General features: G+C 70.7%; 18 protein-coding genes. 2 read left to right on the plus strand and 16 right to left on the minus strand.

Features of this window, described 5'->3' with window-relative positions:
* Positions 1-72 precede the first annotated feature (72 nt).
* A complete protein-coding gene (locus tag LHA26_RS00185) occupies positions 73-1572 on the minus strand; it encodes a DNA recombination protein RmuC (RefSeq protein ID WP_252166750.1) in 1500 nt (499 codons plus the stop codon).
* 94 nt (positions 1573-1666) lie between these two features.
* On the opposite strand from LHA26_RS00185, the gene dcd reads away from it, so the two are divergent.
* Positions 1667-2221 (plus strand): dCTP deaminase, encoded by a 555-nt coding sequence (gene dcd / locus LHA26_RS00190; protein ID WP_252166751.1) that lies wholly within the window; start codon positions 1667-1669, stop codon positions 2219-2221.
* A 16-nt stretch (positions 2222-2237) separates the two neighbouring features.
* Here dcd and LHA26_RS00195 read toward each other — a convergent pair whose 3' ends face one another.
* From LHA26_RS00195 to LHA26_RS00240, 10 genes are read right to left on the minus strand one after another with little or no spacing between them, the layout of a single operon-like run.
* Positions 2238-3347, minus strand: a complete 1110-nt coding sequence (locus LHA26_RS00195) for an AI-2E family transporter (protein ID WP_252166752.1) — start codon at positions 3345-3347, stop codon at positions 2238-2240.
* The gene (locus LHA26_RS00200) at positions 3344-5572 is read right to left on the minus strand and encodes a ribonuclease R family protein (protein ID WP_252166753.1); all 2229 of its coding nucleotides are present in this window, start codon (positions 5570-5572) and stop codon (positions 3344-3346) included. The genes LHA26_RS00195 and LHA26_RS00200 overlap by 4 nt, the downstream gene beginning before the upstream one ends.
* 32 nt (positions 5573-5604) lie before the next feature.
* Positions 5605-6669: an enoyl-CoA hydratase/isomerase family protein gene (locus LHA26_RS00205; protein ID WP_252166754.1), complete on the minus strand. Its 1065-nt coding sequence runs from the start codon at positions 6667-6669 to the stop codon at positions 5605-5607.
* A complete protein-coding gene (gene wecB / locus LHA26_RS00210) occupies positions 6666-7754 on the minus strand; it encodes a non-hydrolyzing UDP-N-acetylglucosamine 2-epimerase (protein WP_252166755.1) in 1089 nt (362 codons plus the stop codon). The genes LHA26_RS00205 and wecB overlap by 4 nt, the downstream gene beginning before the upstream one ends.
* A gap of 27 nt (positions 7755-7781) precedes the next feature.
* Positions 7782-9776, minus strand: coding sequence for an acetyl-CoA carboxylase biotin carboxylase subunit (locus LHA26_RS00215; protein WP_252166756.1), 1995 nt, complete (start codon positions 9774-9776; stop codon positions 7782-7784).
* A gap of 43 nt (positions 9777-9819) precedes the next feature.
* The gene (gene bioB / locus LHA26_RS00220; protein ID WP_437441266.1) at positions 9820-10812 is read right to left on the minus strand and encodes a biotin synthase BioB; all 993 of its coding nucleotides are present in this window, start codon (positions 10810-10812) and stop codon (positions 9820-9822) included.
* Between the two features lie 17 nt (positions 10813-10829).
* Positions 10830-12980, minus strand: a complete 2151-nt coding sequence (gene scpA / locus LHA26_RS00225) for a methylmalonyl-CoA mutase (RefSeq protein WP_252166757.1) — start codon at positions 12978-12980, stop codon at positions 10830-10832.
* The gene (mce, locus tag LHA26_RS00230; protein WP_252166758.1) at positions 12973-13389 is read right to left on the minus strand and encodes a methylmalonyl-CoA epimerase; all 417 of its coding nucleotides are present in this window, start codon (positions 13387-13389) and stop codon (positions 12973-12975) included. The genes scpA and mce overlap by 8 nt, the downstream gene beginning before the upstream one ends.
* A complete protein-coding gene (locus tag LHA26_RS00235; protein WP_252166759.1) occupies positions 13386-14567 on the minus strand; it encodes an acetyl-CoA C-acyltransferase in 1182 nt (393 codons plus the stop codon). The genes mce and LHA26_RS00235 overlap by 4 nt, the downstream gene beginning before the upstream one ends.
* Positions 14568-14577: 10 nt before the next feature.
* Positions 14578-16104, minus strand: a complete 1527-nt coding sequence (locus LHA26_RS00240) for an acyl-CoA carboxylase subunit beta (protein WP_252166760.1) — start codon at positions 16102-16104, stop codon at positions 14578-14580.
* A gap of 125 nt (positions 16105-16229) precedes the next feature.
* Here LHA26_RS00240 and LHA26_RS00245 point away from each other — a divergent pair, with 125 nt between their 5' ends.
* The gene (locus LHA26_RS00245) at positions 16230-17627 is read left to right on the plus strand and encodes a helix-turn-helix domain-containing protein (protein WP_252166761.1); all 1398 of its coding nucleotides are present in this window, start codon (positions 16230-16232) and stop codon (positions 17625-17627) included.
* Here the strand turns inward: LHA26_RS00245 and LHA26_RS00250 are convergent.
* The 5 genes from LHA26_RS00250 to LHA26_RS00270 all read right to left on the minus strand — a co-directional run bounded on the left by LHA26_RS00250 (position 17612) and on the right by LHA26_RS00270 (position 21648).
* On the minus strand, positions 17612-18007 hold the full coding sequence (locus LHA26_RS00250; protein ID WP_252166762.1) for a hypothetical protein: 396 nt from the start codon (positions 18005-18007) through the stop codon (positions 17612-17614). The genes LHA26_RS00245 and LHA26_RS00250 overlap by 16 nt on opposite strands.
* Positions 18008-18154: 147 nt before the next feature.
* Positions 18155-19576, minus strand: coding sequence for a cardiolipin synthase (gene cls, locus LHA26_RS00255; RefSeq protein WP_252166763.1), 1422 nt, complete (start codon positions 19574-19576; stop codon positions 18155-18157).
* Positions 19577-19669: 93 nt separating this feature from the next.
* Positions 19670-20077 (minus strand): hypothetical protein, encoded by a 408-nt coding sequence (locus LHA26_RS00260; RefSeq protein ID WP_252166764.1) that lies wholly within the window; start codon positions 20075-20077, stop codon positions 19670-19672.
* 117 nt (positions 20078-20194) lie between these two features.
* Complete coding sequence (locus tag LHA26_RS00265; RefSeq protein WP_252166765.1) at positions 20195-20809, minus strand: TetR/AcrR family transcriptional regulator; 615 nt, start codon at positions 20807-20809, stop codon at positions 20195-20197.
* 194 nt (positions 20810-21003) lie between these two features.
* Entirely contained in the window at positions 21004-21648 is a 645-nt protein-coding gene (locus tag LHA26_RS00270) for an RBBP9/YdeN family alpha/beta hydrolase (RefSeq protein ID WP_252166766.1), read from the minus strand.
* Between the last annotated feature and the right edge of the window lie 33 nt (positions 21649-21681).

Raw genomic sequence — 21681 nt, forward strand, 5'->3', positions numbered from 1 at the left:
GTAGCGGCCCGTCCGCTTTATGAGTCTACGGCCTAGCTTGGTGGCGCCCAGCCCACCCCCGCCCCCGCCGGATCAATCCGCGGCGGCGCGCTCGGTCCGTCGCTCCGCGCCCGCACTCGCCGCGCCGGCATCGGCATCGGCAAGGGCGCGCGCCGGCGCCCCGCCCGCATCGTCGATCGCGCCCGGCGCCGGCTCCGCGCCCAGCTCGGCGCTCATCGGCACGCGCGCCAGCGCGTCGACCGGGACGACCGGCTCGATCTCCTTGCCGCCCGTATCGATATTCAGCTCCTTGAAGCGCCGCGCCGTCACCAGCACGCGCCCGTCGAAGCTGCTCAGGAACTTGTTGTAATTCTCGACCGCCGAATTGAGGCCGCCGCCGACGCGCTTGAGATGGCCGCTCGCCACCACCAGCCGCTCATACATTTCCTTGCCCAGCTCGCCGATCCGCACCGCCTCGCGCGCCAGCGTCTCCTGGCGCCAGACCCCGGCCACGGTGCGCGCCAGCGCGACGAGATTGGTCGGCGCGGCGAGCAGCACGCGGCGCTGAAAGGCATAGTCCCACAAGGTCGGGTCGGAATCGGTGGCGGCGGCGAGGAAATGCTCGCCGGGCACGAACATCACCACGAATTCGGGCGTGCTCTCGAACTGGCTCCAATAGCTTTTGCCCGAAAGCGCGGTGACATGCGCCTTCATGGCGGCGGCATGGAGCGCGAGATGGCGCGCGCGCTCGCCCTCGTCGACCGCGTCGAACGCATCCTGATAGGCGTTGAGCGAGACCTTGGCGTCGATCACCAGCGCGCCGCCGCGCGGCACGCGGATCACGGCGTCGGGGCGGAGCCGCCCCTCATCGGTCGCGACCGAGACTTCCATCTCGAAATCGGTATGTTCGGCCAGCCCGCAGGTCTCGAGCACGTTGCGCAGCTGCTGCTCGCCCCAGCGGCCGCGCGCCTTGGGCGCGGCGCGGAACACATTGACCAGCCGCGCCGCCTCGCCGCGCACCGCCTCCTGCCCCTCGCGCATCGCGCCGATCAGGCTGGTGAGCGTGCCATAGGCCTCGCTCCGCTCCTTCTCGACCCGGGCGACCCCCTCCTCATAGCGTTTGAGCGTCGATTCCACCGGCGCCAGCAGCGCCTTGAGCTTCTCGCCGGCCTTCTCGTCGGCCTGGGCGAAGCGCTGGTCGGCGCGTTCCAGAAAGGCGCGCTGCGCCTCGCCCAGCAATTGGCCGCCAATCTCGTTGAACTGGCGCGCCAGCGCCTCGCGCGCCTCGCGCAATTCGGTGAGCCGCGCCTCGGCGGCGAGGCGCTGCGCGTCGGCCGCCGCCTCGCTCGCCGCCTGGGCGCGCAGCGCGGCGTCGCGCTCGCGCGTCACCTCGTCCAGCGTGGCGCGGAGCAGCGGCGCCGCCTGGGCGCGCTCCTCGGCGGCGGCGAGCCGGCGCTCGGCGTCGCGCAGCCGCTCGTCGAGCCGGTCGCGCTCCGCGCGCAGCGTCGCGCCGGGGCGCGCGCCGAGCAGCCAGCCCAGCAGCAGCCCCGCCAGCAGCGTGAGGATCGGAACCAGAAGCTGCGCCGTCACCATTCACCCTTCCCAGAACGTTTCGGGAACGTAGCAGCCCGTCTCCTACCGTGCAAGCGGCCTTCCACCGGCCGGCCCGAGCCTCTACAGAGCGGCCATGGCGATACTTCCCGACCACTGGATCCGCGAACAGGCACGCACGCGCGGCATGATCGAACCCTTTGTCGAGGCGCAGCGGCGCGAGGGCTGCATCAGCTACGGCCTCTCCTCCTACGGCTATGACGCGCGCGTCGCCGACGAATTCAAGATCTTCACCAATGTCGATTCGGCGACGGTGGATCCGAAGGATTTCGCCAGCAACAGCTTTGTCGACCGGCAGACCGATGTCTGCATCATCCCGCCCAACAGTTTCGCGCTGGCCCGCACGGTCGAATATTTCCGCGTGCCGCGCGATGTCTTGGTCATCTGCCTCGGCAAGTCCACCTATGCGCGCTGCGGCATCATCGTCAACGTCACCCCGCTCGAGCCCGAATGGGAGGGGCATGTGACGCTCGAATTCTCCAACACCACGCCGCTGCCCGCCAAGATCTACGCCAATGAAGGCGCCTGCCAGTTCCTCTTTCTTCAGGGCAGCGCGCCGTGCGAGACGAGCTATGCCGATCGCGCCGGCAAATATATGGGCCAGCGCGGGGTGACGCTGCCGCGCCTCTGATCCGCCGGCGCCCGCGTCAGAGCGGCTCGGTCACCGGGTCGCGCGTGGCGTCGGGCAGGTCGTGGCCGATCAGCTCGCGCCACAGCATCACCAGCACCGCCATCGTCGCCGGGCCGACGAACAGGCCGAGCAGGCCCAAAGTCTCCACCCCGCCGAGAATGCCGATCAGCACCCAGAGGAAGGGCAGGCGGGTGGCGCCGCCGATCAGCACCGGCCGCACGAAATGGTCGGCGACGCCCACCACCGCCAGCCCGATCACCATCACCAGGATCGCGCTCGTCACCGCATTCTGCACCAGCAGCATGAAGGCGGCGACCGCGAAGACCAGCGCCGCGCCGAACGGGATCATCGCCGCCACGGCGGTGATCGCGCCCATCAGGATCGGGTGCGGCACGCCCAGCGCCATATAGGCGAACACCATCAGCGCGCCCTCGCCGATCCCCACCAGCACCAGCCCGTCGATCGTGCCGCGCACCGATTGCACCACCTGCTGGCCGATCCGCTCCGCCGAGGGCCCGAACAGCGCGGTGCCGGCGCGCCGCATCTGCGCCACCAGCGCCTCGCCGTCGCGCAGCACGAAGAACAGCGCGAGCAGCGTGAAGGCGAACACCACCGAGCGATGGATCAGCCCCTTGCCCACCAGCTGGGTGTGGTGGATCAGATAGGCATTGTCGAAGCGCGCCAGCTCCGCCCGCGTCGCCTCGGGCGTGGCGAGATGCACCTGCCACCACGCCACCGCGCTCTGGCTGCCCACCGGCAGGCTGAACAGCCAGCTCGGCACCGGCACGCCATTGTCGCGCGCGCTGGCCAGCCAGCGCACCGCGTCCTGCGCCTCGGCGGCGGCGCGGAACAGGCCGACCGTGATCGGCACCAGCACGATCGCCGCGATCAGCGTGGTCGCGATCAGCGGCGCGAGCGCGCCACTGGCGGCCTTGGGCCAGCGCCTCTTCACCCGGCCGTAGAGCGGCGAGATGGCGATCGCGATCACCGCCGCCCAGATCAGCGAGGCGAGAAAGCCCTGCACGATCCATAGGCCCAGCAGCACCAGCGCCAGCGACAGGAGGATGCGCGCGCGCCGCTGGCGATGCGCGACGAGATCGGCGGGGGCGGGGCTGTACGGGCTCATCGTCTTCCCTGGTGGCGGATATTGGCGGGGCGCCCGCGCCGGCCGATCGGCCGCCGCCGGTCGCGGCCGCCGCGTGGCGGCAGACCGGCATGGTTGGCGCCCTCGGGCAGCTCGAAGCGCAGCGCGCCGGTCGCGACATTGGCCTCGGCGAGCCGCAGGCGCAGCCGCTGGCCCACGGCATAGCGCTCGCCGCTCTCCTCGCCGATCAGCGCGCGCTGCGCCTCGTCATGATGGAAGCGCTCCAGCCCGAGGGTCGAGACGGGCACCAGCCCGTCGCCCCCCAGCCCTTCCACCGTCGCGAAGAAGCCGAAGCTCTGCACGCCGGTGATGCGCGTCTCCACCAGCTCGCCGACGCGGGTCGAGAGAAAGGCGGCGACATAGCGATCGATCGTCTCGCGCTCCGCCTCCATGGCGCGCCGCTCGGCCCGGCTGATCGCCTCGCCGATCGCCTCGAACCGCTCGGCGTCGCCCGCCGCCAGCCGCGTCGCCTCGGCGGCGGGATCGAGCCGATAGGCGCCGACCAGCGCGCGATGCACCAGCAGATCCGCATAGCGGCGGATCGGCGAGGTGAAATGGGCGTAGCTGCCCAGCGCGAGCCCGAAATGGCCGACCGGCGCCGGGCTGTACACCGCCTGCATCTGGCTGCGCAGCACCTGCTCCCCCACCTCCTGGGCGAAGGGCTCGCCCGCCACCTTGGCGAGGATGCGGTTGAACAGCTTGGGTCGCACCACCTGGCCCAGGGCCAGCGGCAGGTTGAAGCTGGCGAGATAGGCCTTCAGCGCCACCAGCTTCTCGCGGCTCGGGCTTTCGTGGATGCGGTACATCACGGGCGCCTGGCGCTGCTCCAGCGCGCGCGCCGCCGCGACATTGGCGGCGATCATGAAATCCTCGACCAGCCGGTGCGCGTCGAGCCGCTCGCGCGGGGCGACGCTGGTGATGCGCCCCTTCTCGTCCAGCATCACGCGCCGCTCGGGCATGTCGAGGTCCAGCGGCTCGCGCGCCGCCCGCGCGCGCGACAGCGCCCCCCAGCAGCCCCAGAGCGCGCGCAGCGCCGGCAGCGCGCGGCCGGCCCCGGTATCGATCGCGGCCTGCGCCTCCTCATAGGGGATCACCGCCGCGATCCGCACCAGCGCGCGGCTGAAGCGGAAGGCGCGGATGCTGCCCTCGCGGTCGATCGTCAGATGGCAGGCGAGCGCGGCACGGTCCGCGCTGTCGTTGAGCGAGCAGACATCGGCCGACAGGATCTCCGGCAGCATCGGCACGACGCGATCGGGGAAATACACCGAATTGCCGCGCTTGCGCGCCTCGCGGTCGAGCGCGCCGCCCGGCCGGACATAGAAGGACACGTCGGCGATGGCGACGATGGCGCGCCAGCCCTCGGGATTGGCGGGATCCTCGTCGGGCGCGGCCCAGATCGCATCGTCATGGTCGCGCGCGTCGGGCGGATCGATGGCGAGGATCTGCAGGTCGCGCAGATCCTCGCGCCCCTCGCCCAGCGGCCGGGCCGCGCTCTCGCGCGCCTCGTCGAGCGCGGTCTCGCTGAAGCGGTCGGGAATGCCGAACTTGTGGATGGCGATCAGGCTGAAGCCGCGCGGCTGGAAGGGATCGCCCAGCCGCTCGGTGACGCGCGCGCTGATCCGCGGCGGCCGTCCGCTCTTCTCGGCGAGCACCAAATCGCCCGCCTCGGCGCCGCCGGCGTCGCTCACCGGCAGATCGTGGCGCTCGCGGCGGTCCACCGGCTTCAGCCATAGACGATCGCCCTCCTGGTGCAGCACGCCCAGCACCAGCTCCTCGCCCTTGGCGAGCGTCTTGAGCGGATGCGCGATCCAGCCGCGCCCGGCCTCCTCGGTCCGCGCGAGGATGCGGTCGCCCACCGCCAGCGCGCTGGCCTTGCGCCCCCGCTCCACCACGCGCAGGCGCGGCGGCGGCAGCGCCTCGGCATGCCAGGCCTCGGGCACCGCCACCGGCTGATCGCCGTCGAGATCGACGATGCGCAGCACCGTCACCTTGGGCACGCCGCCCTGCTTGTGGAAGGCGCGGCCGGGTCCGCTGTCGATCAGCCCCTCGTCGGCCATGTCCTTGAGCAGCGCCTTGAGCTTGATCTTGTCCTGGCCGTGCAGCCCGAAGGCGCGCGCGATCTCCCGCTTGCCGGCGGGCTGATCGCTGCTCGCGATGAAGGACAGGATCTGTTCGCGGCTGGGCAGGCCGGGCGCGGGCTTGGGCATCGCTTCCTCTCTATCGGGAAGCGGTAACGCCGTCACCTGTCGGTTGGAGCCGTCCCCGCGCGTCCGGGCAGCGCCGTCCAGCCCTCATCCGGCGGCAGCGGCGCGAACAGCGCGTCGAGCATCGCCGGCGTCACCGCCTCGGGCGTCACCGGCCGCCATAGGGGCGCATTGTCGCGGTCGACGAGCAGCGCGCGCACCCCCTCGGCGAAATCGGGCAGCGCCGACATCCGCGTGGCGAGCCGATATTCCACCTCCATCTCGGCGGCGAAATCCGTGCGCGTGCGCGCCTCGCGCACCAGCCTGAGGCAGGCCTTGGCGCTGAGCGGCGCCTTGCCGCGCAGCTGCGCGACCAGGCCCGCCGCCCATTCGCCGGGTTCGGCGGCGAGCGCGGCGAGGATCGACTCGAGATCGGGCCCGCCGAACAGCCGGTCGATCGCCGCGCGCCGGTCGAGGATCGGCGCCGGGCCGGGATCGCGCGCCGCCTCGTCCAGCAGCGCCTCGGCCGCCTCGGGCCGCGCCAGCAGCGCCTCGGTGAGCGCGGGCAGCGCCGCGCTCGGCACATAATGCGTGGCGAGGCCGAGCGCGTGGCACTCCGCCCCGTTCAGGCGCGCGCCGGTGAGCGCGAGATATTCGCCCAGCCGCCCCGGCAGGCGCGACAGATACCAGCCGCCACCGACATCGGTGAACAGGCCGATCCCGGTTTCGGGCATGGCGAACAGCGTCCGCTCGGTCGCGATCCGCCAGCGGCAAGGCAGGCCGATGCCCACGCCACCGCCCATCACCACGCCGTCGAGCACCGCCAGCGTCGGCGCTTCATAGGTGAAGAGCAGGTGGTTGAGCCGATATTCGACATGGAAGAAGGCGCGCGCCAGCGCCGCGTCGCGCGATGCCTGCACGATATCGCCGCCCGCGCAGAAGCCGCGCCCCTCGGCATGATCCAGCAGCACCAGCGCGGGCGGATCCTGCGCCTCCCAGTCCGCCAGCGCCGTCAGCATCGCCGCGCACATATCGGGGGTGAGCGCGTGCAGCGCCTTGGGCCGGTTGAGGCGGATCCGCCCTACCGCGCCCGTGCGCGCGATCAGCACCGGCGCGCTCATCCCAGCCGTCGCGCGAGATCGGCGAGGCAGCGGCCGGCGGTGGCGCCGTCCCACAGGGGCGGCCGGGGCCGCGCCTCGAGCGCCACCGCCAGCGCCGCTTCCAGCCGAGGCGCGAGGCTCGCCGCATCGACCAGCTGGTTGGTGCCGTGGGTGATGGTGACGGGCCGCTCGGTATTCTCGCGCAGCGTCAGGCAGGGAATGCCGAGATAGCTCGTCTCCTCCTGCACGCCGCCGCTGTCGGTGATCACCGCCGCCGCGCCGGCGACGAGGCTCATGAAGCGGATATAGGGCAGCGGCCCGACCAGCCGCACCCCCGCCGCCGCCAGTTCCGCGTCATGGCCGGCGGCGGCGAGCCGCTGCGCGGTGCGCGGATGGACGGGAAAGACGAGCGGCAGCCGCGCCTGCACCGTGCCGAGCGCCGCCACCAGCGCCGCCAGCGTGGCGGGCACATCGACATTGGAGGGGCGGTGGAGCGTCACCACCCCGTAGCGCGCGGGCAGGCCCAGCGCCGCCGCCTCCCCCGCCGCCGCGATCTGGCCGCGCGTCAGCTCGAAACTGTCGAGCATGATGTTGCCGACATTGGTGATGCGCGCGGGATCCACCCCCTCCCGCGCGAGATTGTCGTCGGCGTCGGGCGAAGGCGTCCAGAGGATGTCGCTGATCGCGTCGGTGGCAAGGCGGTTGATCTCCTCGGGCATGGCGCGGTCGCCGCTGCGCAGCCCGGCCTCGAGATGGATCACCGGAAAGCCCTGCTTTGCGCCCACCAGCGCGCAGGCGAGCGTGGAATTCACGTCGCCCACCACGATCAGCGCATCCGGCGGCGCGGCGGCGGCCAGCGCCTCATAGGCGATCATCACCCGCCCGGTCTGCTCGGCATGGCTGCCCGAGCCGACGCCGAGATGATGGTCGGGCGCCGGCAGCCGCAGATCGGCGAAGATCGCGTCCGACATATTGGCGTCGTAATGCTGGCCGGTGTGGATCAGCACCGGCCGGAAGCCCGGCGCCGCCGCCAGCGCGTGCCACAAGGGCGCGACCTTCATGAAATTGGGCCGCGCCGCCGCGACGAGATGGATGGTCCTGCTCATGATCCCCGCTTAGCCCGGCCGCGCCGCTCAGTCGAATTCGAGGATGACCTGGTCGATCGCGAGGCTCGCGCCCACTTCGGCGGCGACCAGCCGCACCGTCGCCCGCTTCTCGGCGCGGAGCATATTCTCCATCTTCATCGCCTCGACCGTGGCGAGCGGCTGGCCCGGCTCGACCGTGTCGCCCGCCTCCACGAACAGCCGCGTCAGCAGGCCCGGCATGGGCGAGACGAGGAAGCGCGAGAGATCGGGCGCCGGCTTGTCGATCATGTGTCGGCGCAGCGCCGCCACGCGGGGCGGCAGCGCCTGCACCAACCGCTGCCGGCCGGCGGTGGTGACGAGCATATGGGTGCGCCGCCGCACCAGCCGCAGCGCCAGGCTTCGGCCATCCACCTCGGCCTCGACCAGCGTCTTGCCGGGGCGATAGGCGAGCGCGAGGCTCAGCCTGGCGCCATCCACGATCGCTGCGCCGGGCTCGAGCACCACCGAGCGCTCCTCGCCATCGATGCGGATCACCCAGTGATCGGGCGGCGCCAGCGGCGCGCCGAGCTGGCCGCCGATCGCGCGCGCCCGCGCGGCCTCGGCCTGCGCCACCGCCGCCGCCACCGCCGCGACCGCCCGCTGCGTCTCGGGCTGCTCGGGCGCGCCATGGAAGCCGTCCGGATATTCCTCGGCGATGAAGCCGGTCGTCAGCGCGCCCGCCCGGAAGCGCGGATGCTGCGCGATCGCCGAGAGGAAATCGAGGTTGGTGCCGAGCCCGGCGATCGCATAGCGATCCAGCGCCTCCGCCTGGAGCGCGATCGCCCCGGCGCGGTCGGGCGCCCAGCTCACCAGCTTGGCGATCATCGGATCGTAGAAGATGCTGACCTCGCCGCCTTCGGCCACGCCGGTATCGACGCGCACCACGCCGGCCGCGTCGCGCCGCTCCGGCGGCGGCGCATAGCGGGTGAGCCGGCCCGTGGAGGGCAGGAAATTGCGATAGGGATCCTCGGCATAGACGCGGGTCTCGATCGCCCAGCCCTGCAGCCGCACCGCATCCTGATCGAACCCCAGCGGCTCGCCGGCGGCGACGCGGATCATCTGCTCCACCAGATCGAGCCCCGTCACCTCCTCGGTCACGGGATGCTCCACCTGGAGGCGCGTGTTCATCTCCAGAAAATAGAAGCTCTTCCCCGTGGGATCGGCACCCGAGACGATCAACTCCACCGTGCCGGCCGAATAATAGCCGACCGCGCGCGCCAGCGCGACCGCCTGCTCGCCCATGGCGCGGCGCATCTCGGGGGTGACGAAGGGCGATGGCGCCTCCTCCACCACCTTCTGGTGGCGCCGCTGGATCGAGCATTCGCGCTCGCCCAGATAGACGATCGTGCCATGCTGGTCGCCCAGCAGCTGGATCTCGATATGGCGCGGGCTCTCGATGAACTTTTCGATGAAGACGCGATCGTCGCCGAAGCTCGCCAGCCCCTCGCGCCGCGTCGCCTCGAAGCCGTCGCGCACGTCCTGCTCGCTCCAGGCGAGCCGCATGCCCTTGCCGCCGCCGCCGGCCGAGGCCTTCATCATCACCGGATAGCCGATCTCGCCGGCGATCCGCACCGCCTCCTCGGTCGATCCGATCTCGCCCAGATAACCGGGCACGACATTGACCCCGGCCTCGGCGGCGAGCTTCTTGGACTGGATCTTGTCGCCCATCGCCGCGATCGCGGCGGGCGGCGGGCCGATGAAGACGATATTCTCCTCCGCCAGCCGCCGCGCGAAGCTTTCCCGCTCCGACAGGAAGCCATAGCCCGGATGCACCGCCTCCGCCCCGGTCGCCTTACAGGCCTCGACGATCGCCTCGGCGCGGAGATAGCTGTCCGCCGCCGGCGCCGGCCCGATCCGCACCGCCTCGTCGGCGAGGCGGACATGCGGGCTGTCGGCGTCGGCGTCGGAATAGACGGCCACCGTCTTGATCCCCATGGCGCGCGCCGTGCGGATCACCCGGCACGCGATTTCGCCGCGATTGGCGATCAGGATCTTCGAGAACATCCGCTCCCTCTTATGCTTTGTGGCCGGGATCCGGCGTTCGGGATTATTCGGCGGCGAGCGCGGCGGCCGGGGCCGCCATGGGCGCGAGACCGAGCTTGGCGAACAGCGCGGCATCGGCGCCGCCCCCGGCATTGCCGGTGGTGAGCAGCCGGTCGCCGGTGAAGATCGAGTTGGCGCCGGCCATGAAGCACAGGGCCTGCGTCGCCTCGCCCATGCTCTCACGCCCGGCGGACAGGCGGACGATCGAGTCCGGCATGGTGATGCGCGCCACGGCGACGGTGCGGACGAACTCGATATCGTCGATCCGCGCCGACGGCACGTCCTTGAGCAGATCGCCCAGCACGGTCCCGGCGATCGGGACCAGCGCGTTGAGCGGCACGCTTTCCGGCGGCGTCGGCATGGTGGCGAGCGCGTGCAGGAAGCTCACCCGGTCGGCGCGGCTCTCGCCCATGCCGAGGATGCCGCCGCAGCACACATTGATCCCCGCCGCGCGCACCCGGTCCAGCGTATCGAGCCGATCCTGGAAGCTGCGCGTGGTGATGATCTCGCCATATTTCTCGGGCGAGGTATCGATATTGTGGTTGTAGTAATCGAGCCCGGCGGCGGCGAGCCGCTCGGCCTGGTCGGTCTCGAGCATGCCCAGCGTCATGCAAGTCTCGAGGCCGAGCGCCTTCACCTTGGAGACCATGTCGAGCAGCGCCGGCATGTCCCGCTCCTTGGGGCTGCGCCACGCCGCCCCCATGCAGAAGCGCCCGGATCCGGCCGCCTTGGCCTCGCGCGCCGCGGCGAGCACGGCGTCCGCCTCCATCATCTTGGACGCCTTGAGCCCGGTCTCGTGATGCGCGGACTGGCTGCAATAGCCGCAATCCTCGGCGCACCCGCCCGTCTTGATCGAGAGCAGCGTCGAGAGCTGGACCTGATTTTCCGGATGGTGGCGGACATGCACATCGTGCGCCCGCGCCACCAGATCGAGAAAGGGCAGATCGAACAGCTCCGCGATCGCGTCCTTGGTCCAGCCCCGCTCCGTCGCCGTCATCGTCATGGTCTCCGTCGTCAAGCCGCTTCCTCCGCAGGGGGCATGTTATGGCCGAGCAGCCTCAGCACCTCCTCGGCGGCGGCGGCCAGGTTGGTGCCGGGTCCGAAGATCGCCTGGACGCCGGCATCGTAGAGCGCCTGATAATCCTGCGCGGGAATAACGCCACCCGCGATCACCTTGATATCGCTTCGCCCCGCCTCGCGCAGCTGGGCGATCAGCTCGGGGATCAGCGTCTTGTGCCCGGCGGCGAGGCTGGAGGCGCCGATGATGTCCACGGCTTCCGCCAGCGCCAGCGCGGCGGCCTCGGCCGGGGTCTGGAAGAGCGGCCCGGGAATGACCTCGAAGCCCAGATCGCCAAAGGCCGAACTCACCAGATTGGCGCCGCGGTCATGCCCGTCCTGCCCCATTTTGGCGACCATCAGCCGCGGCGGCCGGCCGAGCCGCCGGCCGATGGCGGCGACGCCCTCGCGCAGCGCCTGCCAGCGGCGATCCTCGCCATAGGCGCCCCCATATACGCCGCTGACCGGGCGCGGCACGGTTTCGTGCCGGCCGAACACCGCCTCCAGCGCCGCCGAAATCTCGCCCAGCGTGGCGCGCGCGCGCGCCGCCTCGATCGCGAGCGCCAGCAGATTGGCCTCGCCGCGCGCGCCCTCGCTCAGGGCATCGAGCGCGGCGCGGCAGCGCGCCTCGTCGCGCGCGGCGCGCACCCGCTCGATCCGCGCGATCTGGCCGGCGCGGACGCTGTGATTGTCGATATCGAGGATCTCGATCGGCGCCTCCTCGGCGAGCCGGTGGCGATTGACCCCGACGATCACCGCCTCGCCGCGATCGATCCGCGCCGCCTTGGCGGCGGCCGCCTCCTCGATCATCGCCTTGGGCCAGCCCGCGGCGACCGCCTTCGCCATGCCGCCCTCCGCCTCCACGCGGTCGATCAGCGTCTTGGCCTCGCGATACAAGGCGTCGGTGAGCGCCTCGACATAATAGGAGCCGCCGAGCGGATCGACCACCTTGGTCATCCCCGTCTCTTCCTGGAGCACGATCTGCGTGTTGCGGGCGATGCGCGCGGAAAAGTCGGTGGGCAGCGCGATCGCCTCGTCCAGCGCGTTGGTGTGGAGGCTCTGCGTGCCGCCCAGCATCGCGGCCATGGCTTCGATGGTGGTGCGGATGATGTTGGTATAGGGATCCTGCTCGGTCAGCGACACGCCCGATGTCTGGCAATGGGTGCGCAGCATCTTGGAGCGCTCGTCGCGCGCGCCGAGCTCGGTCATCGCCTCGCACCACAGCCGCCGCGCCGCCCGCAGCTTCGCCACCTCCATGAAGAAGTTCATACCGATCGCGAAGAAGAAGCTGAGCCGCCCGGCAAAGGCATCGAGATCGAGCCCGCGCGCCATGGCGGCGCGGGCATAGTCCTTGCCGTCGGCGATGGTGAAGGCCAGCTCCTGCACCTGCGTCGCCCCGGCCTCCTGCATATGGTAGCCGGAGATGGAAATGCTGTTGAATTTCGGCATGTTAGCCGAGGTATAGGCGATGATGTCGGAGATGATCCGCATCGAGGGCGCGGGCGGATAGATATAGGTGTTGCGGACCATGAACTCCTTCAGAATGTCGTTCTGAATCGTTCCGTCCAGCTGCGCCTGGGCGACGCCCTGCTCCTCGCCCGCGACGATGAAGAAGGCGAGGATGGGGATCACCGCGCCGTTCATCGTCATGCTCACCGACATGCGGTCGAGCGGGATGCCGTCGAACAGGATCTTCATGTCCTCGACGCTGTCGATCGCCACGCCGGCCTTGCCGACATCGCCCGTGACGCGCGGATGATCGCTGTCATAGCCGCGATGCGTGGCGAGATCGAAGGCGACCGACAGGCCCTTCTGCCCGGCGGCGAGGTTGCGCCGGTAGAAGGCGTTGGATTCCTCGGCGGTGGAGAAGCCCGCATATTGGCGGATCGTCCATGGCCGCCCCGCATACATGGAGGCGCGCACGCCGCGCACAAAGGGCGCAAATCCAGGCAGGCCCGGCTCGATCTCTGCCAAATCTTCCTTTGTATACAGTGGCTTGACGTCGATACCTTCGGGCGTGTGCCAGGTCAGGTCGCGGCCCTTGACCTCCTGCGACGCGCGCGCGCGCCAGGCGTCCAGATCGGGCGCGCCGCCCTGCCCGTCAGCCATGGCGCGGGGCCTCCATGATCTCGGTCAGAACGCCACCCATGTCCTTGGGATGTATAAAGAAGATCGGCGTGCCATGGGCGCCGGTCCGGATCGGCCCGAGGATCCGCGCGCCCTGCTCCACAAACCAGTCATGCGCCGCTTCGATCGCCGGCACCTCGTAGCAGAGATGGTGCTGGCCGCCGGCCGGGTTGCGGGCGAGAAAGCCGTGGATCGGCGAGAGCGCGCCCAGCGGCTCCAGCAGCTCGATCTGGCCGTTGGGGAGATCGACGAAGCAGAGGCGCACCCCCTGCTCCGCCATCTCGATCGGCGCGCCCACCGCCTCGGCGCCGTGCAGCTGCGCATGGCGCGCCGCCGCCTCCGCCAGCGACGGCACCGCGATGCCGATATGGTTGAGCCGGCCGAGCTTCACGCGATCAGCTCCACAGCCATGGCGGTCGCCTCGCCGCCGCCCAGGCAGATGGCGGCGAGCCCGCGCCGCTGGCCGTGCACCTGCAGCCCGTTGATGAGCGCGCCGAGGATCCGGGCTCCGCTCGCGCCGATCGGGTGGCCCAGCGCGCAGGCGCCGCCATGCACGTTGAGCACATCGTGCGGCAGGCCGAGATCGTGCATGGCGATCATCGCCACGGTCGCAAAGGCCTCGTTCACCTCGAACAGATCGACATCGCCGATCGCCCAGCCGGCCTTGTCCAGCGCGCGCTCCGCCGCGCCGACGGGCGCGGTGGTGAATTCGGCCGGCGCGCGCGCATGGGCGGCGTGGCTCACCAGCCGCGCGACGGGGGTGACGCCCAGCCGCTCCGCCACCGAAAGCCGGGTCATAACCAGCGCGGCCGCGCCATCGGAAATGGACGAGGCATTGGCGGCGGTGATCGTGCCGTCCGCCGCGAAGGCGGGCTTGAGCGTGGGGATCTTGTCGACCCGCGCGGTGCGCGGCTGCTCGTCGCTGTCCACCACCGCCTCACCCTTGCGGCCCCGCACCGTCACCGGCACGATCTCGCGCGCCAGCGCTTCGCCGTGGCTCTGCGCGCGCTCGAGCGAGGCGATGGCGAACGTGTCCTGCTTGTCGCGGGTGAACTGGTAGCGCTGCGCCACCTCCTCGGCGAAATGGCCCATCAGCTTGCCCTGCTCATAGGCATCTTCCAGCCCATCGAGGAACATATGGTCGTAGAGCCGATCATGGCCGAGCCGCGCGCCGGCGCGATGCTTGAGCGAGAGATAGGGCGCGTTGGACATGCTCTCCAGTCCGCCCGCCACGATCATGTCGGCGGATCCCGCCACCAGCGCGTCGGAGGCCATGATCGCCGCCTGCATGGCCGAGCCGCACATCTTGTTGATGGTGGTGGCCTCCACGCTGTCGGGCAGGCCGGCCTTGCGCGCCGCCTGGCGGGCCGGCGCCTGGCCGAGGCCGGCGGGCAGCACGCATCCCATATAGCAGCGCTCGATTGCCTCGGGCGCGATCCCGGCCCGCGTCACCGCGCCGCGCACCGCCGCCGCGCCGAGCTCGGTGGCGGTGAGCCCCGCCAGCTCGCCCTGGAAGCCGCCCATGGGCGTGCGCGCAAAGCTGAGGAAAACAACATCGTCCGAGCGCATGGCGTGATCCTTAGAGCGGGATATTATCGTGCTTCTTCCACGGATTTTCGAGCGCCTTGTGGCGCAGCTTGCGCAACCCCAGCGCGATCCGGCGGCGGGTGGAATGGGGCATGATGATCTCGTCGATAAAGCCCTTGGCGGCGGCGACGAAGGGATTGGCGAAGCGCGCCTCATATTCGGCGGTGCGCGCCGCGATCTCCTCGGGCGTCCGCCCGCGGAAGATGATCTCCACCGCGCCCTTGGCGCCCATCACCGCGATCTCGGCCGAGGGCCAGGCATAGTTGAGATCGCCGCGCAGATGCTTGGACGCCATCACGTCATAGGCGCCGCCATAGGCCTTGCGCGTGATCACGGTGATCTTGGGTACGGTCGCCTCGCCATAGGCGAAGAGCAGCTTGGCGCCATGGGTGATGATGCCGTTATGCTCCTGCGCCACGCCGGGCAGGAATCCCGGCACGTCGACAAAGGTGACTATCGGGATCTCGAAGGCGTCGCAGAAGCGCACGAAGCGCGCCGCCTTGCGCGAGGCCGAGATGTCCAGAACCCCCGCCAGCACCATCGGCTGGTTGGCGACAAAGCCCACCGTGCGCCCCTCGATCCGCCCGAAGCCGATGATGATATTGGCCGCGAACTGCGGCTGCAGCTCGAAGAAATCGCCGTCGTCGACCGTCTTGGCGATCAGCTCGTGCATGTCGTAGGGCAGATTGGCCGAGGCGGGGATGAGCGTGTCGAGGCTGGGCTCGTGCCGGTCCCACGGATCGTCGCAGGGCCGCTCCGGCACGCCCTCGCGATTGCTGGCGGGCAGGAAGTCGATAAAGTCGCGGGCCGCGACCAGCGCTTCCACATCATTGTCGAAGGCCTGGTCGGCCACGCCCGAGCGCGTGCTGTGCGCCACCGCGCCGCCCAGCTCCTCCTGCGTCACCACCTCGTTGGTGACGGTGCGGACCACGTCCGGACCGGTGATGAACATGTAGGAACTGTCCTTCACCATGAAGATGAAGTCGGTCATGGCCGGGGAATAGACGGCGCCCCCCGCGCACGGGCCCATGATCAGGCTCAGCTGCGGCACCACGCCGCTCGCCAGGATGTTGCGCTGGAACACCTCGGCATAGCCGCCGAGCGAGGCCACCCCCTCCTGGATGCGCGCGCCGCCGCTGTCGTTCAGCCCGATCACCGGCGCCCCGACCTTGAGCGCCATGTCCATCACCTTGCAGATCTTCTCCGCGTGACGCTCGCTCAGCGAGCCGCCGAACACGGTGAAATCCTGGCTGAACACGAAGACCAGCCGGCCATTGATGGTGCCCGAGCCGGTGACGACGCCATCGCCCGGGATATGCACGGCATCCATGCCGAAATCGCTGCAATTATGCTCGACGAACATGTCGAGCTCCTCGAAGCTGCCCTCGTCGAGCAGGATATCGATCCGCTCGCGCGCGGTGAGCCGCCCCTTGGCGTGCTGCGCCGCGATCCGCGCATCCCCGCCACCGAGCCGAGCCTGGGCACGGCGCTGTTCCAGCATCTCCAGGCTTGTGGGCATCCTCTCTCCTTCCCTCCAGGCTCGAGCTCGGCATCCCCCGCGGCACCCCCTGCACGGCCCGGGCGCCGCGCGCAAATGTGGTTTTGTGAAGTTGCGAAGGCGGTATCTGTGAAGTAGGTGAAGCCATGGCTCGCCCCGTCTATGCCGGCGCCCGGGTGCGCGCGCTGCGCCGCCGCCTCGTTTTGTCTCAGGCGGATATGGCGCGGCGGCTCGCCATCTCGGTCAGCTATCTCTCGCAGATCGAGAGCGACGGCCGGCCGCTCACGCGCAGCGTCGCGCTCGCGCTCGCCACCTGCTTCCCGGCCGACTGGCAGAGCGATCAGGACCATGCCGAGGACCGGCTGATCGCGGCGCTGGCCGAGGCGGCGGCCGAGCCGCTCAGCGGCGATCCGCTGCCCGATGGCGAGGCGCTGGCGCGGGCGGTGACGCAGCAGCCCGCGCTGATGCGCCGCTTCGTCGCGCTCCACGCCGCGTGGCGCCGCGCCGAGGATCAGCTCCAGCGGCTCGACGAGGCCTATGGCACCGGCACGGCGGGCGCGGCGCGCCTGCCTTGGGACGAGGTGCGCGATTGGTTTCACGATGCCGGCAATTATGTGGACGCGCTCGATGCCGGCGCGGAGCGGATCGGCACGGCGCTGGGCGAGGATCCCGATGCGCTGGTGCGCGCGCTGCGCCAGCGCCACGGCGTCACCGTGCGCGCCGCCGCGCGCGACGACATGCCGCTGCGCGCCTTCGATCCCGCCACGGGCCGGCTCTGGGTGGATGGCGCGCTGCCGGCCGAAAGCCGCCGCTTCCAGCTCGCCCATCAGCTGGCGCGGATGGAGCTGGGGCCGGTGATCGCGGCGCTGGTGGCCGAGGCGCGGCCGCACGCGCCCGAGGCGCTGCGGCTGCTCGAGGTGGGCCTCGCCAATTACGCCGCCGGCGCCCTGCTGATGCCCTATGAGGCGTTTCGCGCCGAGGCGCGGCGCGTGCGCCACGATATCGATCGGCTGCGCCGCCGCTTCGGGGTCAGCTTTGAACAGGCCTGCCACCGGCTTTCCACGCTCCAGCGGCCCGGCGCCGAAGGCGTGCCACTCTTCTTCGCGCGGGTGGATATGGCCGGCAACATCACCAAGCGCCATTCGGCGACGCGGCTGCAATTCGCCCGCTTCGGCGGCGCCTGTCCGCTCTGGATCGTCCATGAGGCGGTCGCGATTCCCGATCGCATCCTCACCCAGCTCGCCGAGATGCCGGAGGGCACGCGCTATGTGTCGATCGCCAAGGGGCTGGTGAAGGAGAGCGGCCGCTTCGAGCGCTCGCCGCGCCGTTATGCCGTGGTGCTGGGCTGCGAGCTGCGCGACGCGGGCGATTTCGTCTATGCCGATCATCTCGATCTCGCCCGGCCGGACGCGGCCACGCCGATCGGCGTCTCGTGCCGCATCTGCCCGCGCGAGGCGTGCGATCAGCGCGCCTTCCCGCCCACCGGCCGGCCGCTGCGGGTCGATCCCGAGCGGCGCGACGTGGTGCCCTACCGGTTCGACTGAGGCGCGCCGAGCCGTTCGATCGCGCTGATCTGCGCCTCGTCAAAGCCCTGTCGGCGAAGCTCCGCGGCGTGGGCATCGGGCAGATGATGGCGGTGGCAGCTCACCACCACCGCACGCCGAAGCGTCTCCAGCCGCGTGTCCGCCAGCGGCTTGCGGCCGGGCTCGAGCCCGAACAGAAAGGCGAGGCAGCGCTCGATCAGGCCCGGCGCCTCCAGGCTGGCGAGCGTATCCTCCTGCGCGAGGGCGATCACCTGCCGCTCCAGCGTCGAGAAGCTGGCCGGACGCCGCGCGCCCGCCACGGGGCGCGGCGGCCAGGACAGGCCGCCGGTTTCCTCGGTGCTGATCTCGTCCCGCCATGCCAGCGTCGCGTCGAGAGCCATACGACTCCTTCCTCTGCTACCGCACCCATCTACGCCGCGCCGCGCCACCAAGGGCCAGCGCGCGGGCCGAACCTAGCCGCGCGGCGTGAACCGGAGATTGCCAAAGGCGGCCTAAAAATGCCTTTCGCGACGAGCCGGGCGCGGCGGCTAGAGCAAGGGGCCGAGCAGCCGCGCCAGATTTTCCGCCAATATCCGGAGGCGCGGCCGGCGCCGCCAGGCCGCGGGATCGAGCGGATCGCTGCCCGCGATATAGCTCTGCTGCACCGCCACCAGCGCGCCGATCGAGGCGCGGTCGTGCAGCAAGAGGCTTACCTCCTCGTTGAGCTGGAAGGAGCGGAGATCGACATTGCTCGAGCCGACGATGCCCAGCGCATCGTCGATCGCGACGCTCTTGGCGTGGAGCAGGCGATCACGATAGCGGTGGATGCGCACGCCGGCGCTGAGAATTTCGTCATAATAGGAACATTGGGCGAGGTGGACGAGCCATTGGTCCACCACCGCCGAGACGATGAGATCAATCTCCACCCCGCGCGCCCGGGCGGTGCGGAGCGCGCCGATCAGATCGTCGTCGGGCACGAGATAGGGGGTGACGATGATCGCGCGGCGCCGCGCGGCATGGATCTGCCAGACGAGCAGCGTCTCGAACCCCTCCAGCGGATAGTCCGCCCCGCTCGGCAGAAGCTGCAGCGTCGCCTCGCCCGCGGGCGGCGGGATCGGCGGCTGCGGCTCGAGCAGCGCCTCGGTCTCGCAGAACCAGTCCGCCTGGAAAACCGCCGCCATCTCCGCCACCACCGGGCCGGTGACGCGCACCGCGATGTCGCGATTGACGATGCCGGGGCGGAAATCCTTGGAGACGATATTCTGCGATCCGACATAGCCGATCGTGCCGTCGATCACGAACAGCTTGCGGTGGTTCCGCATGTCGCGGCGGGTGCGGGCGCGGAACAGCGACACCGGCAGCGCTTCGCGCGCCTCGACGCCGGCGGCGCGAAGCGCGGCGAGCGTGCCACGCCGCCAGGGGTGCGAGCCCACGGGATCGAACAGCACGCGCACCGCCAGGCCACGCGCCACCGCATCGGCGAGCGCCGCGATTACCCGGCGCCCGGTGGCGTCGTCCGCGAAAATATAGACGAGGATGTGCACGCTGTGCCGCGCCGCCGCGATGTCGGCGACGAGCCGCGCCACCGCCGCATCATAGTCGTCGATCAGCGTCAGCCCATTGCCCGCGACCGCCGGAAGCGCGCCGAGCCGCAGCGCCAGCGCCGCCACCTCCGCGTTCGCCGCCGGAGCCGGCGCCGCCGCGAGGCGCGCGGCGAGATCGGCGAAGAAGGGCTGGAGCCGCGCGAAGCGCTCCGCCCGCCAGCGCGGGAAACGCGGCCGGCCGATCAGCCAGAACAGCAACAGGCCGGGGATCGGCTGGAAGAAGAGCAGCAGCAGCCAGCTGCGCGCCGCCGCCGGGGTGCGCCGCATGGGCACGATCACCAGCACGATCAGCCGGATCAGCCATTCGGTCGCGGAATAGAGGGTGGAGGGCTCGAGCAGCCGGTCGAGAGCGGGGGCCCAGCTCATGCGGGGCGTGGGCGGGCGGCGAACATGCCGCCCTCCTAGCCGGTCCGCCCGGTACGCACCATCCGCGCGAACCCGGGCCCGGCCAGGCCGATGTCAGAGCGCGCGGCGGCTCCGGCGCTCGATGCGACCATTGGCGATGCTGGCGAGCAGCAGCTCCAGCTGGTCGCTGCTGAAACCCGCCTCGAGGAAGGATTTGATCGAGGAGACGGGCACCGCATAGCCATAATGCCAGGCCTGCACCGCGAGGCGACGCAGCGCCTCGAGCCGGCCATCGGCCAGACGCGGATTATGCCCACCGCCGAAGAGACGGGCGAAAAGCCGCGAGAGGCGGCTGGGCGGCGACAGGCTCGCCAGACCATCGCGCTCGGCGAGCACGATCACCTGCCACTCGGTGCGGGCGAAGCGGGCATCGGCGGCGGTGGCCACCGCCGGCGCGCGGCTGGCGCCGAACAGCGGCGTGACAGTGGCCGCGGTGTCGCGAAGATCGAGATAGGCCATCATATATCCCCTTGCAGCAGGGCTGCCGCGCTGCGGCTTTTCCATACCGAAGAGTATATATTGAGTCACACCCCGACTCGTCAACCGCTTTCTATACCGATCGGTATTTTTTGCGGTGCGTCAACGGCTGGGCCAAATCGCCTTCAGAGTGGCGGAGGCGGCGCACAGCTGCTCGCGCGGCACGTCGGAGCTTGCCTGCACCATCAGCCCCTGGATGAAGGCGCCGAGCATGCGGGCGAGGCCGATGCTCTCAATGCCTTCCGGAATGTCGCCCTCGGCCTTGGCACGCTCGAACCGCGCCAGGATCGCGGCGTCGATGGCGGCGCGGCGCGCCACCACTTCCTTGCGCAGCGCCTCGCCCTGCGGCGCGCAGGCGAGCGAGGCGACGACGCTGAGACAGCCCTTGGGCTCGTCGCCCTCGCCCTGCTTGTCGAGCGCGCCCCGGATCAGCCGATCCGCCACCTCGCGCGCGGTCGGCGCGGCGAGCGCCTGCTGGATATAGGAGAGCTTCTCGCGCTCGTAGAGATCGAGCGCCTTGCGGAAGAGCGATTCCTTGTTCCCGAAGGCGGCGTAGAGGCTGGGCCGGGTGATGCCCATCGCCTCGGTCAGCTCCGAAAGCGAGGCGCCCTCATAGCCACGCTGCCAAAAGACACGCAGCGCCGCGCCCAGAGCCTGATCCACGCAAAACTCGCGAGGCCGCCCGCGCCCGGGATGGGGAAGGAGATCAGTTTCCATACCGCACGGTATATAGGGCATCGTACCTTAAAGGTCCATGAGTCATCCGAAGCGCCGGACCAGGGCAGAGACCGGTCTGGCGCCCGGAATTCCTGCGGTGTGGCCGGGCGATAGACCAAAGTCGACCCGCCGGATTCTCGGCCGTTGCCGCGCGTGGACGGCAGCCGCGTTGCGCCTGCGCGGCACCGCCCCGCTCAGGCCGGAACCACCGCGATCGCTTCCGGCCGTTCGCGCACGAGCCGATCGTCCATGCGCCGGTTGCGACGATCGCAGACATGGTCGAGCAGTTGGTCGAGGATCGCCTGCCCCGCCGGCCAGGCGCCGAGGCCCGAGGCGGCGTTGAGATGGCCGCCCGTGCCGGCATCGCAAAAGCTGGCGAGCCAATTGTTCGCCATTTCGCGCGCCCGGGCTTGGCTGCACCAGGGATCGTCGCGGCTGGCGACGAGGATCGCGGGGAACGGGAGAACGCTGCGCGGCGTCGGCGCGAAATCGGCGACGCGCGGATCGATGCGGCCGCGATCGAGATCGGGGGGCGCCACCAGCAGCGCGCCCGCGACGGGCCGGCACGCCGCCTCGCCCGCCAGATGCGCCCACCAGGCGACGAGATGGCAGGACAGGCTGTGCGCCACCAGCACCACCGGGCCGCCCGCGCGCGCCAAGGCGCGCTCCAACCGGCTGATCCAGAGATTGCGCGAGGGCTGCGCCCAATTGCCGAGATCGACCCGCTCCATGCCGGGCCGGCTCGCTTCCCAGAGGCTTTGCCAATGATCGGGGCCCGATCCATCCAGACCGGGCAGGGTGAGGCATAGCGGCATGCGCGCGAGGCGGTCCTGGAACATGGCTCTCTCCTGTTCGCCCGTTCCTCCACAAGG

It is taken from the genome of Sphingomonas morindae, from assembly GCF_023822065.1.
Lineage (GTDB): Bacteria > Pseudomonadota > Alphaproteobacteria > Sphingomonadales > Sphingomonadaceae > Solisphingomonas > Solisphingomonas morindae.

Bases quoted from the DNA above. Each gene is read 5' to 3' on its own strand.
- scpA (WP_252166757.1), bottom strand. From the start codon at position 12,980: ATGGCTGACGGGCAGGGCGGCGCGCCCGATCTGGACGCCTGGCGCGCG.
- bioB (WP_437441266.1), bottom strand. From the start codon at position 10,812: ATGACGGCGACGGAGCGGGGCTGGACCAAGGACGCGATCGCGGAGCTG.
- wecB (WP_252166755.1), bottom strand. From the start codon at position 7,754: ATGAGCAGGACCATCCATCTCGTCGCGGCGGCGCGGCCCAATTTCATG.
- LHA26_RS00265 (WP_252166765.1), bottom strand. From the start codon at position 20,809: ATGGAAACTGATCTCCTTCCCCATCCCGGGCGCGGGCGGCCTCGCGAG.
- LHA26_RS00195 (WP_252166752.1), bottom strand. From the start codon at position 3,347: ATGAGCCCGTACAGCCCCGCCCCCGCCGATCTCGTCGCGCATCGCCAG.
- LHA26_RS00235 (WP_252166759.1), bottom strand. From the start codon at position 14,567: ATGCGCTCGGACGATGTTGTTTTCCTCAGCTTTGCGCGCACGCCCATG.
- LHA26_RS00215 (WP_252166756.1), bottom strand. From the start codon at position 9,776: ATGTTCTCGAAGATCCTGATCGCCAATCGCGGCGAAATCGCGTGCCGG.
- LHA26_RS00185 (WP_252166750.1), bottom strand. From the start codon at position 1,572: ATGGTGACGGCGCAGCTTCTGGTTCCGATCCTCACGCTGCTGGCGGGG.
- LHA26_RS00270 (WP_252166766.1), bottom strand. From the start codon at position 21,648: ATGTTCCAGGACCGCCTCGCGCGCATGCCGCTATGCCTCACCCTGCCC.
- cls (WP_252166763.1), bottom strand. From the start codon at position 19,576: ATGAGCTGGGCCCCCGCTCTCGACCGGCTGCTCGAGCCCTCCACCCTC.
- dcd (WP_252166751.1), top strand. From the start codon at position 1,667: ATGGCGATACTTCCCGACCACTGGATCCGCGAACAGGCACGCACGCGC.
- LHA26_RS00205 (WP_252166754.1), bottom strand. From the start codon at position 6,669: ATGAGCGCGCCGGTGCTGATCGCGCGCACGGGCGCGGTAGGGCGGATC.
- LHA26_RS00260 (WP_252166764.1), bottom strand. From the start codon at position 20,077: ATGATGGCCTATCTCGATCTTCGCGACACCGCGGCCACTGTCACGCCG.
- LHA26_RS00250 (WP_252166762.1), bottom strand. From the start codon at position 18,007: ATGGCTCTCGACGCGACGCTGGCATGGCGGGACGAGATCAGCACCGAG.
- LHA26_RS00200 (WP_252166753.1), bottom strand. From the start codon at position 5,572: ATGCCCAAGCCCGCGCCCGGCCTGCCCAGCCGCGAACAGATCCTGTCC.
- LHA26_RS00245 (WP_252166761.1), top strand. From the start codon at position 16,230: ATGGCTCGCCCCGTCTATGCCGGCGCCCGGGTGCGCGCGCTGCGCCGC.
- LHA26_RS00240 (WP_252166760.1), bottom strand. From the start codon at position 16,104: ATGCCCACAAGCCTGGAGATGCTGGAACAGCGCCGTGCCCAGGCTCGG.